The organism is Mesorhizobium sp. C432A, assembly GCF_030323145.1.
Lineage (GTDB): Bacteria > Pseudomonadota > Alphaproteobacteria > Rhizobiales > Rhizobiaceae > Mesorhizobium.
This window is the reverse complement of record NZ_CP100470.1, coordinates 4,429,617-4,445,119: the sequence shown is the minus strand read 5'-3', so window position 1 is coordinate 4,445,119 and position 15,503 is coordinate 4,429,617. Positions and strand designations below refer to the sequence as shown.

General features: G+C 62.5%; 14 protein-coding genes and 3 tRNA genes. 13 read left to right on the top strand and 4 right to left on the bottom strand.

Annotated elements, in window-relative coordinates; translation table 11 throughout:
• Positions 1–113 precede the first annotated feature (113 nt).
• From gcl to NLY33_RS21670, 3 genes are all read left to right on the top strand, one after another.
• Positions 114–1,895, top strand: coding sequence for a glyoxylate carboligase (gcl, locus tag NLY33_RS21680; protein ID WP_023748777.1), 1,782 nt, complete (start codon positions 114–116; stop codon positions 1,893–1,895).
• 168 nt (positions 1,896–2,063) lie between these two features.
• A complete protein-coding gene (hyi, locus tag NLY33_RS21675; RefSeq protein WP_023706964.1) occupies positions 2,064–2,861 on the top strand; it encodes a hydroxypyruvate isomerase in 798 nt (265 codons plus the stop codon).
• Between the two features lie 210 nt (positions 2,862–3,071).
• Complete coding sequence (locus NLY33_RS21670) at positions 3,072–3,959, top strand: 2-hydroxy-3-oxopropionate reductase (protein WP_023691239.1); 888 nt, start codon at positions 3,072–3,074, stop codon at positions 3,957–3,959.
• A gap of 52 nt (positions 3,960–4,011) precedes the next feature.
• On the opposite strand, the gene NLY33_RS21665 is transcribed toward NLY33_RS21670, so the two are convergent.
• A complete protein-coding gene (locus NLY33_RS21665; protein ID WP_023691240.1) occupies positions 4,012–4,863 on the bottom strand; it encodes a TrmH family RNA methyltransferase in 852 nt (283 codons plus the stop codon).
• Between the two features lie 210 nt (positions 4,864–5,073).
• Between NLY33_RS21665 and NLY33_RS21660 the strand changes: the two genes are divergently transcribed.
• Both NLY33_RS21660 and NLY33_RS21655 read left to right on the top strand, forming a co-directional pair.
• Positions 5,074–5,158, top strand: a tRNA-Tyr gene (locus NLY33_RS21660).
• Positions 5,159–5,186: 28 nt separating this feature from the next.
• Positions 5,187–5,260: transfer RNA gene (locus tag NLY33_RS21655), tRNA-Gly, on the top strand.
• A 16-nt stretch (positions 5,261–5,276) separates the two neighbouring features.
• On the opposite strand, the gene NLY33_RS21650 is transcribed toward NLY33_RS21655, so the two are convergent.
• Positions 5,277–5,666, bottom strand: coding sequence for a VOC family protein (locus tag NLY33_RS21650; protein ID WP_023688409.1), 390 nt, complete (start codon positions 5,664–5,666; stop codon positions 5,277–5,279).
• A gap of 98 nt (positions 5,667–5,764) precedes the next feature.
• Between NLY33_RS21650 and NLY33_RS21645 the strand changes: the two genes are divergently transcribed.
• On the top strand, positions 5,765–6,652 hold the full coding sequence (locus NLY33_RS21645; protein ID WP_023688410.1) for a helix-turn-helix transcriptional regulator: 888 nt from the start codon (positions 5,765–5,767) through the stop codon (positions 6,650–6,652).
• On the opposite strand, the gene NLY33_RS21640 is transcribed toward NLY33_RS21645, so the two are convergent.
• Complete coding sequence (locus tag NLY33_RS21640; RefSeq protein WP_023667447.1) at positions 6,649–7,125, bottom strand: YidB family protein; 477 nt, start codon at positions 7,123–7,125, stop codon at positions 6,649–6,651. The two genes, NLY33_RS21645 and NLY33_RS21640, sit on opposite strands and share 4 nt — an antisense overlap.
• 130 nt (positions 7,126–7,255) lie before the next feature.
• On the opposite strand from NLY33_RS21640, the gene NLY33_RS21635 reads away from it, so the two are divergent.
• Positions 7,256–7,513, top strand: coding sequence for a GlsB/YeaQ/YmgE family stress response membrane protein (locus NLY33_RS21635; protein WP_023708485.1), 258 nt, complete (start codon positions 7,256–7,258; stop codon positions 7,511–7,513).
• A 65-nt stretch (positions 7,514–7,578) separates the two neighbouring features.
• Here NLY33_RS21635 and NLY33_RS21630 read toward each other — a convergent pair whose 3' ends face one another.
• Positions 7,579–8,466, bottom strand: coding sequence for a DMT family transporter (locus tag NLY33_RS21630; RefSeq protein ID WP_023681464.1), 888 nt, complete (start codon positions 8,464–8,466; stop codon positions 7,579–7,581).
• 312 nt (positions 8,467–8,778) lie between these two features.
• Between NLY33_RS21630 and tuf the strand changes: the two genes are divergently transcribed.
• The 6 genes from tuf (at position 8,779) to NLY33_RS21600 (ending at position 15,460) form a co-directional block, all read left to right on the top strand.
• A complete protein-coding gene (gene tuf, locus NLY33_RS21625) occupies positions 8,779–9,954 on the top strand; it encodes an elongation factor Tu (protein WP_023723394.1) in 1,176 nt (391 codons plus the stop codon).
• A gap of 147 nt (positions 9,955–10,101) precedes the next feature.
• A complete protein-coding gene (locus NLY33_RS21620; protein ID WP_023707184.1) occupies positions 10,102–11,736 on the top strand; it encodes a COG3904 family protein in 1,635 nt (544 codons plus the stop codon).
• 327 nt (positions 11,737–12,063) lie between these two features.
• The gene (locus NLY33_RS21615; protein ID WP_348528054.1) at positions 12,064–13,758 is read left to right on the top strand and encodes a COG3904 family protein; all 1,695 of its coding nucleotides are present in this window, start codon (positions 12,064–12,066) and stop codon (positions 13,756–13,758) included.
• Positions 13,759–13,849: 91 nt separating this feature from the next.
• The gene (locus NLY33_RS21610) at positions 13,850–14,332 is read left to right on the top strand and encodes a group II truncated hemoglobin (protein ID WP_023707182.1); all 483 of its coding nucleotides are present in this window, start codon (positions 13,850–13,852) and stop codon (positions 14,330–14,332) included.
• Positions 14,333–14,491: 159 nt separating this feature from the next.
• Positions 14,492–14,567: transfer RNA gene (locus NLY33_RS21605), tRNA-Trp, on the top strand.
• Between the two features lie 428 nt (positions 14,568–14,995).
• The gene (locus NLY33_RS21600) at positions 14,996–15,460 is read left to right on the top strand and encodes an Hsp20 family protein (RefSeq protein WP_023708950.1); all 465 of its coding nucleotides are present in this window, start codon (positions 14,996–14,998) and stop codon (positions 15,458–15,460) included.
• Positions 15,461–15,503 lie beyond the last annotated feature (43 nt).

Here is a 15,503-nt window from a genome sequence, read left to right as displayed (position 1 = left end):
GGAATCAGTGTATAGAAGGGGTTTTCTCGAAATGAAAAATTATTCTGAAAAAATTGAAAAATGAAAACGACACTGGCATTGTCAACCAACCAACAATCTTGAGGAGGCTGGACATGGCCAGGATGCGCGCTGTCGATGCAGCGGTTCTCGTTCTTGAAAAGGAAGGCATTTCCTGCGGCTTCGGCGTGCCGGGCGCGGCGATCAATCCGTTCTATTCGGCGCTGAAGGCGAGGGGCTCGATCCGCCACATCCTGGCGCGGCATGTCGAGGCGGCCTCGCACATGGCCGAAGGTTATACGAGGGCCAAGGCGGGCAATATCGGGCTTTGCATCGGCACATCCGGCCCCGCCGGTACCGACATGATCACCGGGCTTTATTCGGCGGCGGCGGACTCCATCCCGATCCTGTGCATCACCGGTCAGGCGCCGCGGGCACGGCTCAACAAGGAGGATTTCCAGGCGGTCGATATCGCCGCCATAGCCGTACCCGTCGCCAAATGGGCGGTCACGGTCATGGAGCCCTATCTCGTGCCGATGGCGCTGCAGAAGGCGTTTCACCTGATGCGCTCGTCGCGGCCTGGTCCGGTGCTGATCGACCTGCCGGTCGATGTGCAACTGGCCGAGATCGAATTCGATATCGATGCCTACGTGCCGCTTGTCCCGTTCAAGCCGGCAATGTCGCGCGCCCAGGCCGAAAAGGCCTTGGCGATGCTCAATGCCGCGGAAAAGCCGCTGATCGTCGCCGGCGGCGGCATCATCAACGCCGATGCGTCGGATCTGTTGATCGAATTCGCCGAGATAACGGGCGTGCCGGTCATACCGACATTGATGGGCTGGGGCACGATCCCCGACGATCACCGGCTGATGGCCGGCATGTGCGGGCTGCAGACCTCGCACCGCTACGGCAATGCGACCATGCTGGAAGCCGATTTCGTCTTTGGCATCGGCAATCGCTGGGCCAACCGCCACACCGGTTCGGTCGATGTCTACACCAAGGGCAAGAAATTCATCCATGTCGACATCGAACCGACCCAGATCGGCCGGGTGTTCGCGCCGGATCTCGGCGTCGTCTCGGACGCCGGTGCGGCACTGAAGATGCTGCTCGACGTCGCCACCGAATGGAAGACGGCAGGAAAGCTGCGCGACTGGTCGGGCTGGGCGAAGGAATGCCAGACCCGCAAGAAGACGATGAAGCGCAAGACGCATTTCGAGCAGGTGCCGCTGAAGCCGCAGCGCGTCTATGAGGAGATGAACAAGGCGTTCGGCCGTGACACCACCTACGTCACCACGATCGGCCTCTCGCAGATCGCCGGGGCGCAGTTCCTGCATGTCTACAAGCCGCGCAACTGGATCAATTGCGGCCAGGCCGGCCCGCTCGGCTGGACGCTGCCGGCAGCGCTTGGCGTGCGCGCCGCCGATCCGGATCGCACCATCGTGGCGCTGTCGGGCGACTACGACTTCCAGTTCATGATCGAGGAACTGGCGGCCGGCGCACAGCACAAACTGCCGTATATCCATGTCGTCGTGAACAATGCCTATCTCGGCCTGATCCGCCAGGCGCAGCGCGGTTTTGCGATGGATTTCGAGGTGAGCCTGGCCTTCGAGAACGTCAACCGCGCCAACGATCCGGAGGCCGGCTACGGCGTCGACCATGTCGCGGTCGCAGAAGCAATGGGCTGCAAGGCGGTCCGGGTGCGCAAACCGGAAGAGTTCGCCGGCGCGTTCAAGGAAGCGCAGCGGCTGATGAAGGAATACCAGGTGCCGGTGGTGCTCGAATTCATCCTCGAGCGCGTCACCAACATTTCCATGGGCACGGAAATCGACAAGATCACCGAATTCGAGGACCTTGCCGAAAGCCAGGAGGATGCGCCGACGGCGATTGTGTTGCTCGATTAGGCGCGCCGATATTCAGGTGAGACAGGCCTGCAAACGGCGCCTTCCTGCGCTTCCGGTGCTCACGTACAGAAAGTACGTTCCGCTCCGGTTCTCGAAAGTCACCGTTTTCGACTCTGCCTGACCTGAATCTCAACACGCCTAGGGCCAAGCAGAAGAAGGAGAAAAAGAATGCCGCGTTTTTCAGCCAATCTGTCGATGCTCTTTGGCGAGCATGAGTTCCTCGATCGCTTCGATGCCGCAGCCCGCGCCGGCTTCAAGGGCGTCGAATATATCGGCCCCTATGATCATACGCCTGACGTGGTCGCGGCCCGGCTGAAGAAGAACGGCCTGACACAGGTGCTGTTCAACCTCCCGGCCGGCGACTGGGGCAAGGGCGAGCGCGGCATCGCGGTTTTGCCCGACCGCGCGCCGGAATTCCGGCAAGGCATCGCCAAGGCGATCAGCTATGCCCATGCGCTCGGCTGCGAGCAGGTCAATTGCCTCGCCGGCATCGCGCCGCAGGGCGTGGATCGTTCGGTGCTGGAAAATACTTTAGCCGAGAACCTCGCGTTTGCAGCCGAGAAACTGGAGCAGGCCGGCATCCGGCTTTTGATCGAGCCGATCAACACGCGCGACATACCGGGTTTTTTCCTGAACTATTCGGAGCAGGCGCTGGCGCTGATCGAGCGCGTCGGTTCGAAGAACCTGTTCCTGCAATACGACATCTATCACATGCAGATCATGGAGGGGGATCTCGCCCGTACCATCGAGGCCAACCTCGGCCGCATCGCGCATATCCAGCTTGCGGACAATCCCGGCCGTCACGAGCCGGGGACGGGCGAGATCAATTATCCCTTCCTCTACGAGCATATCGACAGGATCGGTTATGCCGGCTGGGTTGGAGCGGAATACAAACCGAAGGCGGGGACGGAGGCTGGGCTGGGGTGGTTTCGGGAGCTTAACGGGCAGGGGAGTGCCGCGGCTTAGGCGCAGTCGAACTCGCGTTCCTTCGCGCCCCCTCTGTCCTGCCGGACATCTCCCCCACGAGGGGGGAGATCGGACGTCATCCCGGCTTTCGCTCCCCAACATTGCAGGGTGAGCGAGGCGCCGAAACTGCCAATCTCCCCCCTCGTGGGGGAGATGGCCGGCAGGCCAGAGGGGGCGCGAAGGAACTCAGCCTCAACAAAGGAGAAAACAATGGAAACCATCGGCTTCATCGGCCTTGGCATTATGGGCGCGCCGATGGCGGGGCATCTCCTGGATGCCGGCTACGCCGTCATTGCCAGCGACCACCGCTCGAAGCCGCCGGCCGATCTCGTCGCCAAGGGCTTGAGAAGCATCACCGGCCACGCGGCAGTGGCGAAGGCCGCGGATATCATCATCACCATGGTTCCCGACACCCCGCAGGTAGCCGAGGTGCTGTTCGGCGAGAACGGTGTCGCTTCCGGCCTGAGCAAGGGCAAGCTGGTCATCGACATGAGCTCGATCTCGCCGATCGAGACCAAGGTTTTCGCCAAGAAAATCAACGATCTCGGCTGCGACTATCTTGACGCGCCGGTGTCGGGCGGCGAGGTCGGCGCAAAGGCGGCGTCGCTGACCATCATGGTCGGCGGCGAGGACAAGGCGTTCGAGCGCGCCAAGCCCGTGTTCGAAAAGATGGGCAAGAACATCACGCTTGTCGGCCCGAACGGCGTCGGCCAGACCACCAAGGTTGCCAACCAGATCGTCGTGGCCCTGACCATCGAGGCGATCGCCGAGGCGCTGGTCTTTGCCTCAAAAGCCGGCGCCGACCCCGCCAAGGTCCGGCAGGCGCTGATGGGCGGGCTGGCGGCATCGCGCATCCTCGAAGTGCATGGCGAGCGCATGATAAAGCGCGCCTTCGCGCCGGGCTTCCGCATCGAACTGCACCAGAAGGATCTCAATCTGGCGCTGGAAGGCGCCAAGGCACTCGGTGTCTCGCTGCCCAATACGTCGACGACGCAGCAGCTGTTCAACTCATGCTCGGCGAATGGCGGGGCAAAAGAGGATCACTCAGCGCTGGTTCGTGCGCTGGAGCGGATGGCGGGGCATGAAGTGGGTGAATAGTGAATGGTGAATAGTTGCGGTAAGAACGCTTTTCCATTCACTATTTCACCATTCACCCTCCAAGGAATTTCCGTGCCGCATAAAGGCTCACCGCCGCCGCATTCGACACGTTGAGCGAGCGGATGGCGCCGGGCATGTCGAGGCGGGCGAGCGTGGTCACCGTCTCGCGCGTCTTCTGGCGCAGGCCCTTGCCTTCGGCGCCAAGCACCAGCGCGATCTTCTCGCCTGAAAAACCCGTTTCGAGTTCGGCCGGCCCGTCCGAATCGAGGCCGATGGTCTGGAAGCCGGCATCGTGCAGCTGTCCCAGCGCGTCGGCCAGGTTCTTCACCTCGATCTGGTCGATATGCTCCAGTGCGCCGGAGGCGGATTTGGCCAGCACGCCGGATTCCTGCGGGCTGTGGCGGGCCGTGGTGATCAGTGCGCCGGCGCCGAAGGCGACCGCCGAGCGCAATATGGCGCCGACATTGTGCGGGTCGGTGACCTGGTCGAGTACCAGCACCAGTTTCGTGTCGCCGAGCGTGTCGAGGCGTTTCGGCTTCAACGGTTCGGCTTCGATCAGCACGCCCTGATGCACGGCATCCGAACCGGTGATCTTGTCGATCTCCTTGGGCTCGACGAGTTCGGCCTTGAACGGCAAAGCGGCGAGGTCGGCGATCGCCAGCCGCTCGGCGGCATTGCGCGTCACCAGCATGTTACGGATCTTCCGCCGCGGATTGTCGAGCGCCGCGCGCACCGTGTGCAGGCCATAAAGCCGCACCAGCCCGTCGGCGGCGTTCTCGCCCGGCGGCACCGGCTGGCGCGGCCGGAAGGCAGGCGCGCCGCCGGCCTTCTCGTCGCGATGGGCGCGGCGCAGCTTGGCGTAGTGGGTGTCTTTGGCGGTCTTGGGCGTGTTGTCATTGCTCATGGCCGGCTTCTATAGCCGCGTCGCCGGGCCATGGATACAGGCAGAAAGCCGGCTTGCCGGGTGAGCTGTCAAAATCAGCGCATTTTGCCTTGGGGTGCGGTTGACACCCACTGGCCTTGCCGCCATAAGGCGCTTCGCTGATTTCGGACAAAACCCTGGTTTCGACCTGATCGGCGAGAATGCCTCGTTGCAAGGCTTCGACGGCAGGCTGGAGAGGTGCCCGAGTGGTTAAAGGGGACGGACTGTAAATCCGTTAGCTTAGCTTACGTTGGTTCGAATCCAACCCTCTCCACCACTGCCAGCCCGCGAACCTTGAGGACGATGCGGGTATAGCTCAGTGGTAGAGCAGCAGCCTTCCAAGCTGAATATGCGGGTTCGATTCCCGCTACCCGCTCCAAACTCCCCACTCCGCATCAGATCTCAGCGAATATCTCGACAACGTTGCCGTCCGGATCGCGGAAGAACACTGTCCTGTGGCCCCATTCCTGGTCGGTGAGCGGCAGGACCGGCTGCACGCCCTTGGCCTGGAGCGCCTCGGCGCAGGCCGCCACCATCTCCGGCGCCACCCGGAATGCCAGCTGAAGCGACAGCGCATCCCGCTGCTGCGGCGTGTCGTTGAACATCATGCCGAGGCTGGTCAAGGCCAGCGTGTTCGGGCCGACCCGATATTCGATCCACCTGTCGCCGAGTTCGCGCTGCAGATCAAATTCCATCACATCCCCGTAGAAGTGCCGCATGGCGGCCATGTCGCGGGCGAAGATGACGGTGTAGTCGATCTGACGGATTTCATTGAGCGCATTCATTGTCGAAGTCCCGTGGGCTGATGTTCGATCGCCCGCAACCTAGCTTTCCTTTAAAGTAGTACAAGACTATAGCTTATACTGGTATCGGAGGTGACTGCATGCCATACGACGGCCCACGGCACGATGAGCTTGCCCGCTTCCTGCGCGAGCGGCGGGACCGCTTGCCGCGGATCGATGGCGCCAATGGCCGCCGCCGGGCGCCGGGCCTCAGGCGCGAAGAGGTCGCCGCCGAGGCGGGGATCAGCACCACCTGGTACACCTGGCTCGAGCAGGGACGGGAGGTGAACGCGTCGCCGCAGGTGCTTCGCTCGCTGGCGCGGGTGCTGAGACTGAGCCGGTCGGAGCAGGCCTATCTTTTCCAATTGGCGCGGCCCGATCTCGATTGGCGAAACCGGCTCGGCGCGCAAGGCCTGCCCAGCGCGCCGTTGCTCAGCCTGCTCGACGGGCTGGCGCCGCACCCGGCATATGTCGTCAATCGCTACTGGCAGGTCGTCGCCTGTAACCATCCGGCGGCGGTGCTGCTTGGGGATTTCGAGACGGATGATGAGTGGTCCGGCAGCCTGCTCGCCCGGCTGTTTCTCGACCTGGAATGGCGGCAGCGCTTTGTCGACTGGCCGGAGGTTTCGCGCTCGGCGGCGGCGCAGTTCCGGCTTGCCACTGTCGCCATGACTCGCGATCCGGTGCTGGCTGCGCTGGTTTCGTCACTGGAAGCGGCAAGCGAAGCGTTCGCCACGTGCTGGAACAGCCGCGACATCGCCGAGCCACCGATCTGGCGGAAATCCATCCGGCACCCTGTCGCCGGCGCGATGTCCTTCGATTTCGCCACGCTGCAGCCGGGCGGCCGCGACAGTGATTTCTCGGTTTCCGTCTACACGCCGGTCGATGCGTCGACTGCCAGGCGGTTCGCCGCGCTGGTCGGAGCAACGCCCGACAGCCGCAAGGCGGTGCCGGGCGTGTTTGCGCGTGATGCAGGCGCAGAAGTCTAGCTGTTGAAAGCGGACGCGACCTGGTGTTGCTGCGGCACCTGTCCGTTCGGCGTCAGTCTGTCGACAATGCCGGGCAGGGCTGTGGACAATTGCTTGAGCAACTCCTGCTCGTCCAGTCCGGTCCTTTGCGCGATCTCTCGAATGACCTGCGGGCCGATCGCCTTGCCCAGATCATTGGCGTTGATCGGCTGGTTCTGCCCGGTGCCGACCCATGAGTCAGCAACATTGCCTTGGCCGGCATTCTTGAGCTTGTCGAGCAGTCCGCCCAGTCCGCCAAGCAGGCCGCCGTCGCCTGAGGCCGTGGTTCCGGTGGGGGCTGGCGTTTGAGGCTGGGCGGGCTCGCCCGTCTCTTCGGCACTCGTCTGTTCGGCGCTTCTGCCGCTCAGCATCTTTCCCACCAGCAGCGCGCCGAGCGCGATCATCAGCGGTTTGGTGATGTTGCCGCCGGGCACGGCGTTGTCAAAAAGTCCCATAGGTCAATCCTCCATAACGACCAAGCCCGTCCCGCCGGCTACAATGGACCATGCGGGCGGAATTTCAAGTTGGCTTGAGCTTTTGACAATCATGTGACCATGATCGGCGGGCGGGGAATGGAGAGGAAAAATGGGCATTATCAGCTGGATCATCCTCGGCGTCATCGCCGGCTTTATCGGCAGCAAGATCGTCAACAAGACCGGCCAGGGCCTGATCATGGATATCGTGCTCGGCATTGTCGGCGCCATCGTCGGAGGGCTGATCTTCAGCGCCTTTGGCGCCACGGGTGTGACCGGCCTCAACATCTGGAGCCCGATCGTCGCCATCATCGGCGCGGTGGTCGTGCTGTGGGCCTATCACCAGTTCTCCGGCAAGCGAACGCTTTAGGCGCCAGTCTGCCGACTGGCCGACCGCAGGTCGGCCAAACCTGCTTCGACGCGTTGACTTGAAGGTCAGGCGACGACGGTCAGCCTGCGCTTGCGTTCATCAAGCGAGACGATGGTCAGCCCGCTCGCGACCACCAGCAGGATGCCGCAGACCGCCAGGGCATTCGGGAACTGGCCGAACACCAGAACGCCTGAGATGACCGCCCAGACGGTGAAGCAGTAGTAGAACGGCGCCACCACGCCGGTCGGACCGACGCGATAGGCCATGAAGATGAAGAAATGGCCGAAGATCAGGAAGAATCCGGCGCCGGCCATGAGCAGCAGGTGCCGGGCTTCCGGCATGACCCAGCGCTCGGAAACGAGATGCGCGGCGCCCGCGCCGATCAGCACCACCACAACGGCGGAAATGGCGACGATCATGCCCGGCACCTCGGCCGCGACCCGCCTGCCGGCAAGATCGCGCGCCGCCGCCAATGCCGCGTTGCCGAGCGCCAGCAACGCATAGACCGAGATGCCCTGCATGGTCGGCTGGGCCACCATGAGCGCACCGATGAAGCCGAGCCCGATCAGCGCCATGCGCACGCCGCCGATCCGTTCGCCGAACAGGATGGAGGAGCCGACCAGCATCAAAAGCGGGGTGATCTGCCCGAGCGCGGTCGAATCGGCGATCTGCATGTTGGCCAGCGCCACGACGTAGCAAAGGATGGCCGCCAGCTCGAGCAGGTTGCGGCGCAGCACGCGTTTGTCGAAGATCAATGGAATCTGCCTGCCATAGCCCAGCAGGAACAGCAGCGGCATGCCCCATAGCGTGGCCGCGACCCCGCGCAGGAACAGCACTTCATAGGACGGCAAGCCCGCGGTCGCGAGTTTCATCATCGTGTCGTTGACGAGGTACGACCCCGTCGAAACGATCATGAACAGCGGGCCGCGTATGGAGGTCGGTATGAATTGCATGGGGCAACCAAATCAGACCGCCGCCGTAGCGGCAATGGGCCAGGCGCCGGCTGCACATCCGGCAGGCAAAGGCCAGGACATGGGCGGGACAGGACATGGGCGGGAATAGCAAACAGGTGCTGGAGCCCGCAGCCCCCATTTCATTTCCGCTCGCGCGTTCCTATATCAGCGCCACATCCCGCAATCGGATCATCGGTTGAGACCGAGTGGACAGCGCACCCGGCCACAAGGCACTTGTGTTTTTCGGCCGTAGTCGCTAATCGCCCCGCATTCGACTGAACTGAAGGTCAAGGCCGTCCAAGGAAAGAGACTATGGCAAAAGGTAAATTCGAGCGTAACAAGCCTCATGTGAACATTGGCACGATTGGCCATGTCGATCATGGCAAGACGTCGCTGACGGCGGCGATCACGAAGTATTTTGGCGAGTACAAGCGCTACGACCAGATCGATGCGGCGCCCGAAGAGAAGGCCCGCGGCATCACGATTTCGACGGCGCACGTCGAATACGAGACGGCAGCGCGCCACTACGCCCATGTCGACTGCCCCGGCCACGCCGACTATGTGAAGAACATGATCACGGGCGCTGCGCAGATGGACGGCGCGATCCTGGTGGTGTCGGCCGCCGACGGCCCGATGCCGCAGACCCGCGAGCACATCCTGCTTGCCCGTCAGGTCGGCGTGCCGTCGATCGTGGTGTTCCTGAACAAGGTCGACCAGGTCGACGATGCCGAGCTGCTCGAACTGGTCGAGCTCGAGGTTCGCGAGCTTCTGTCGAAGAACGAGTTCCCCGGCGACGACATTCCGATCGTCAAGGGTTCGGCGCTGGCTGCTCTGGAAGATTCCAACAAGACCATCGGCGAAGATGCGATCCGCGAGTTGATGGCTGCGGTCGATGCCTATATCCCGACGCCTGTTCGTCCGCTGGACAAGCCGTTCCTGATGCCGATCGAAGACGTGTTCTCGATCTCGGGCCGTGGCACGGTCGTGACCGGCCGCGTCGAGCGCGGCATCGTCAAGGTCGGCGAGGAACTGGAAATCATCGGCATCCGTCCGACGACCAAGACGACCTGCACGGGCGTCGAGATGTTCCGCAAGCTGCTCGACCAGGGCCAGGCCGGCGACAACATCGGCGCGCTGCTGCGCGGCGTTGATCGTGAAGGTGTCGAGCGCGGCCAGGTTCTGGCCAAGCCCGGTACGGTGAAGCCGCACAAGAAGTTCGTGGCCGAAGCCTACATCCTGACCAAGGACGAAGGTGGCCGTCACACGCCGTTCTTCACCAACTACCGTCCGCAGTTCTACTTCCGCACGACCGACGTGACCGGCATCGTGTCGCTGCCGGAAGGCACGGAAATGGTTATGCCCGGCGACAACATCACCGTCGATGTCGAGCTGATCGTGCCGATCGCCATGGAAGAGAAGCTGCGCTTCGCCATCCGTGAAGGCGGCCGCACCGTCGGTGCCGGCATCGTCGTCACCATCAAAGAGTAATCGAGCCCGGCATCGCCGGATCGAAACGGATAGGGGCGGCCCTCGGGCCGCCCTTTTTCGTTGGCCAGATGTGCCTGTTTTGGGGTCCCAATCTCTGTTGCAAGTCTGTGAGCCTCTACAGTATAGATTGATTGAGGGCTTGGTCGGATGGTTCCACAGCACCGTTTGCATAGTCGGTCATGGTGGGCACTGGGGCTGATCTGCCTGGTGTCGATGTTTGCCATGGGCACTGCCGCCTTGGCGGCCGAGACAAAAAATTCAGAGCCGGATCCGGATCCGCCGATGCGGTTCGTCGTCGTGCGCAGCGACGCGGCGGGCTGTGAGCCGAGCTGTCCGGAATGGATATCGGCCGAGGGTGCGATATCGGCCAAGTCGCCGGCGCTGCTCAAGGCTGCCCTGAAAACGCTCGGCGGCCGCAAATTGCCGATCGTCATCAACTCTCCCGGCGGCGATGTCGATGCAGCCATCGCCATGGGCCGGATGATACGCAAGAACAAGCTCGACATCGCGGTCGGCAGGACCTGGTTCGTCGGCTGCGAGCCAGGGGTGAAAAACTGCAAGGAGAACGACGCCAGAGGCGCGCACTATATCGGCAGCCCCTATGTGCTCGGCAGCTATTGCGCATCCGCTTGTCCAATGATGCTGGCCGGCGGCACCAGGCGCCTGGTCGGGCCGCTGGCCTATCTCGGCGTCCACCAGATCACCACCACGATCGTGCAGATGAACGTGCAATATCAGGTCCGCTACCGGATCGTGAAAGGCAAGAAGCGGGTCATCAGCAAGAAGGTCGTCAGCCGCAAGAACACCGGCAGCTACAAGACCTACGAGATGAGCAAGGGGGTGGAGCGCAAGCTGTCCGCCTATTTCAAGGAGATGGGTGTCGACCTCAGCATCATCGAGACGATGAAGAGCACGCCGGCCAGCGACATCCAGCAGATCGACCTCAGCGACATGCTGACAATGAAGCTGGTCACCAGCGACGACGCTGCAGATTTGCTGACCAGCGCAAGCCTGTGCAGGCTGAACCTTCCGGCTCCGAATTGCCGGGAAATACCGGCGAACAAGCCAGCCGGCGGCCTGCCGGACGTGGCAAAGGCTGCGCCGCTGCCGCTGAAGCCGGAGAGCGCGCCGCACGATGACGGCATGCGCTTTGTCGTGGTTCGTGGCAGCAACCCGCTCTGCAATCCCGACTGCCCGGAATGGATTGCAGCGCAAGGCGCGATTACGCCCCAGACGCCGCAGAAACTCAGCCAATTGCTCGCCACGCTTGGCAACCGGCGGCTGCCGGTGGTGATCAGCTCGCGAGGCGGCGACCTCTCCGGCGCCCTGGCGGCGGGCCGGATCATCCATGAAAAGAAGCTCGACGTTGCCGTTGCCCGCACCGATTTCGTCGGCTGCGACCCGGCAGAGTGGAATTGCCTGGCCAGGGAAGGCGCCTATGCCGGGCTGAGCGTCGATGGCGACGGCGACTGCGATTCGGCCTGCGCGCTCATGCTGGCCGGTGGCGCCAGGCGGCTTGTCGGTTCCCAGGCGCGGCTCAGCCTCTATCTGATGGGGCAGAAGCAGGCGGTCAAATCCTACCTCGACGAGATGGCGATCAGCCCCGCTTTGTTCCGGGCGCTCCAGGGCAGTTCGGTCGAGCGTCAGCTCGAACCCGACATGATGCTGGAGGTCGGCCTGACGACCGGGCGCCAGTCGGTGGATGCGCTGACGGGGTCCAGCATCTGCAGATCGGCGCCGAAACCTGAGAATTGCCGCGTGGTGCCGTCGTCCAATGGCTGATCGTGCCTATCGCATGAAAGAGACGCCTTGCTTCGCGTTCCGTGAAGGGCCCCGCACCGTCGCTGCCGGCATCGTCGTCACCATCGAGAAATAGTCGAACTGATATCAGCCGGATCGACCAGGAGAGGGCGGTCTTTGGGGCTGCCTTTTTGTTTCCGGCGTTGCGCGGCACAAGTATTGCACGGTTGGTCAAAGCTATTGCAAGCACCGTCGCCGCAACTATTATGGATTGCATTGAGGGGTTTGCCGGGCGTGGTTTGGGGACACCGTTCAGACAATGCTGCAAGGTGGCGGCGCGGGCTGGTTCGGCTGGCGACGGTGGCCGCGATGGCGATGGCTGCCTTCGCCGCGAAGGCCGAGGATGCCGCCCCCCGGACATGGCAGACATTGCTCCCTCTGCAGGGAGTGCCCTATCCGACGAATGATCCGACGATATGGTCCGAGGATCGCTCGGAGATGAAGTTTGTCGTCGCGCGCAGCAACGCACCGGGCTGCGAGCCCAATTGTCCGGAGTGGATCTCCGCCGAAGGCGACATCGCAGCCGGCACGCCAGCCCTGCTCAAGCGCACCTTGAAGAAGCTAGGCGGTCGCAAACTGCCGATTATCGTCAATTCCTTTGGCGGCAACGTCAATGCAGCGCTCGAACTTGGCCGGATAATCCGCAAGAACAAGCTCGATATCGCCGTAGGCAAGACCGAGTTTTCCGACTGTTGGCCCGGGACGGATGGTTGTGGTTTTAGTTACGGCAAAGGTTCCGCCTATCTCGGCCGGGCGTCTGATGGCGCCAGCTGCAACTCCGCCTGTCCGCTGATGTTTGCCGGTGGCGTCCGCCGCGTGGCCGGCGGCTGGAACTATCTGGGTGTTCACCAGATCACGACCACCTGGTTCCCCTCCACCACGCACTACCGGACCACATATCGCGTCAAACGGGGCAAAAAATATCGGGTCACCACGCAAACGGTCACTCAAGGTGAAAGCTACAAGACCTATGAGATGAGCAAGGGGTACGCGAGAAAGATCTCGGCCTATCTCCGAGAGATGGGTATCGGGCAGGGCGTGCTGGACTTGATGAAGGCGACGCCGGCGAGCGACATCAGGCAGATCGGCCTCCACGATATGCTGACGATGAAACTGGCGACCAGCACGGACACTCTGGACCTGTTTACCAGAGCAAGTCTGTGCATGTTCGACCCGCCGGCTCCGAACTGCCGGGAAATACCGGGAAACAAGCCAGCCGGCGGACAAACGCCCGTGGCCAAGCCGGCCGTGGTGGCTGCGATCAAGGCAAAGACCGGCCCCCCACTTTCTCAGGCGGCCAAGGCTCCAGCTCCCAAGCCGTTGCAGGCAGCGCCAGGGAATTCGACGCCAGATATGCGCTTCGTTGTCGTTCGCGGCAGAGACTCGCTCTGCAATCCCGATAGCCCGGAATGGATCTCGGCGGAAGGCGCGATGACGCCTCAGACCCCGCAAAAGTTGCGCCAGTTGCTCGACACCCTTGGCAACCGGCGGCTGCCGGTGGTGATCAGCTCACAGGGGGGCAGCCTGTTCAGCGCTCTGGCCGCGGGAAGGCTTATCCATGAACGGAAGCTCGACGTCGCCGTCGCTCGCACCACTATCGTCGGCTGCGACCCGCCCGAGGCAGGCTGCTTGGCCGATAACGGTGCCTATGTCGGGCTGATTAGCGATTTTGGAGTGGAGTGCGATTCGGCCTGCGCGCTCATGCTTGCCGCCGGCGCCAAAAGGCTGGTCGATCCCAAGGCGAGGCTCAGCATGTCCTCGAGGGGACAGACGCAGTTGGTTAAAGCCTACCTGGAGGAGATGGAGATGGACCCAGCTCTGTTCGCCGCGATAGGCTCGGTCGAGCGTCAGCTCGAGCCCGACATGATGCTCAAAGTCGGGCTGACAACCGGGCCGGAGTCGGTGGAGGCGCTAACTGGCCCCGCTATTTGCAAAACCTCACCCAAGCCCGACAACTGTTTGCTTCCGCCGACAGCCAAGGCCGAGTCGCCCGCCAAACTGTAGGCATCGCAGAAACTGGCCATCGAGGCAGGTTGAGCCATGCCCGATTTCTCCGCTATCGTCGTGGCAGGCGTCGCCCGGGGGAGGATCGAGAATGAGCCAGGATATCCCGACACTCTACGAATGGGCCGGCGGCATCGAAGCCCTCAATCGGCTGACGGAAACCTTTTACGACATGGTGTCCCGCGACCCGGTGGTCGGCCCAATGTTCAAACACATGTCGCCGGATCATCCCGCGCATGTCGCGGCCTTTATCGGCGAGGTTTTTGGCGGGCCGAAGACCTACAGCGAGAAATTTGGCGGTCACCGCGAGATGGTCATGCATCATCTCGGCAAGCATTTGACGGAGGAACAGCGCCGCCGCTGGATCAGCCTGCTTGCCGATGCCGCCGATGCGGTCGGGTTGCCGGACGATCCCGAATTCCGCTCCGCCTTCATCGGCTATGTCGAATGGGGATCGCGGCTGGCCAAGATGAACTCTGCCCTCGGCGAGACTTGCGACCCGCAGACCGAACCGATGCCGGCCTGGGGCTGGGGCGTGCCGGGCGGGCCGTACAAGCCGCCGGCCGGGGGCTGAGCGCCGGCATGCGGCTTCAGGCAGGCGAAAATCGAGATAGGCAGGGACGGGCTGGTCATCACCTATCCGGATTTCCGGCAAAGGATCTGAAAGCGCGTCAGACAACTCTTTACAGCGCGCCCGGAAGCTTTTAGGAAGCGCCTGCGCTGAAACGCGCGTACGGGCATAGCTCAGTTGGTAGAGCGGCGGTCTCCAAAACCGCAGGTCGTAGGTTCGAGCCCTGCTGCCCGTGCCATTTTCCTCGTTGGAATCCGGCATTTTAGAAACGCCTTGTTTTGGCTCCTCGTTTGGTTGGGCTGAAGCGGCGTACTCGACGAGCGACGTTCCGAAGGCATCGCAGAGCGAGAGCGCTGATGCGCAATGCCGAAGTCGGCGTATTTCCACGAACCGATTTCCTTGATCCAACTGCCATTGGCGAGCCAATTGCCATTTGCGTTCACAATTCAGAATAGGCATATTTTGCTGCCGCCGGCTGCTTTTCAGCGGCTGCGAATTATTGGAAGCGGGATGCTGGCCTGGCTTCTGAAATTTTCTGAACAGGGCTCTTGAACCCGTTTTCGGCCCTTCCTAATTCGTTTCGCGCCGAGGCCGATTGGCTTGGCAAAAGACGGCGCTGCTGGGCGGCGCCCTTGTACCCATGTTGCTTCAAAGGAGGATGTGGCTATGAGAACCTTTGATACTCTCTATCGGACCACCGTCGGTTTCGACCGGCTTTTCGACATGCTCGACAGCGGCACGCGTCCGGACTGGCCGCCCTATAACATCGAGAAGGTCGACGAGAACGGCTACCGTATCTCGATGGCCATCGCAGGCTTCAGCCAGGATGAGGTTGAGCTGACCCAGCATGGACCCGAACTGGTCGTGGTAGGCCAGAAGGCTGATGATCAGAGCGGACGCCAGCTGCTGCACCAGGGCATCGCCTACCGCAGTTTCAGGCAGACGTTCAAGCTTGCCGACCACATGAAGATCAAGGCAGCAAACCTTGAGAAGGGTCTCCTGACCATCGACATCGTCCGTGAGATTCCCGAAGAGCTGAAGCCGCGCCGCATCAGCATCGGGGCCGGCGACGCTCAGGTGGGCGGCAAGCAGATCGCCCAGGATACGGAACGCACCCGCAAAGCGGCCTGATCGTATCGATTCAGTTATCCCTGCGGTCCGCCTCCCGGCTTCG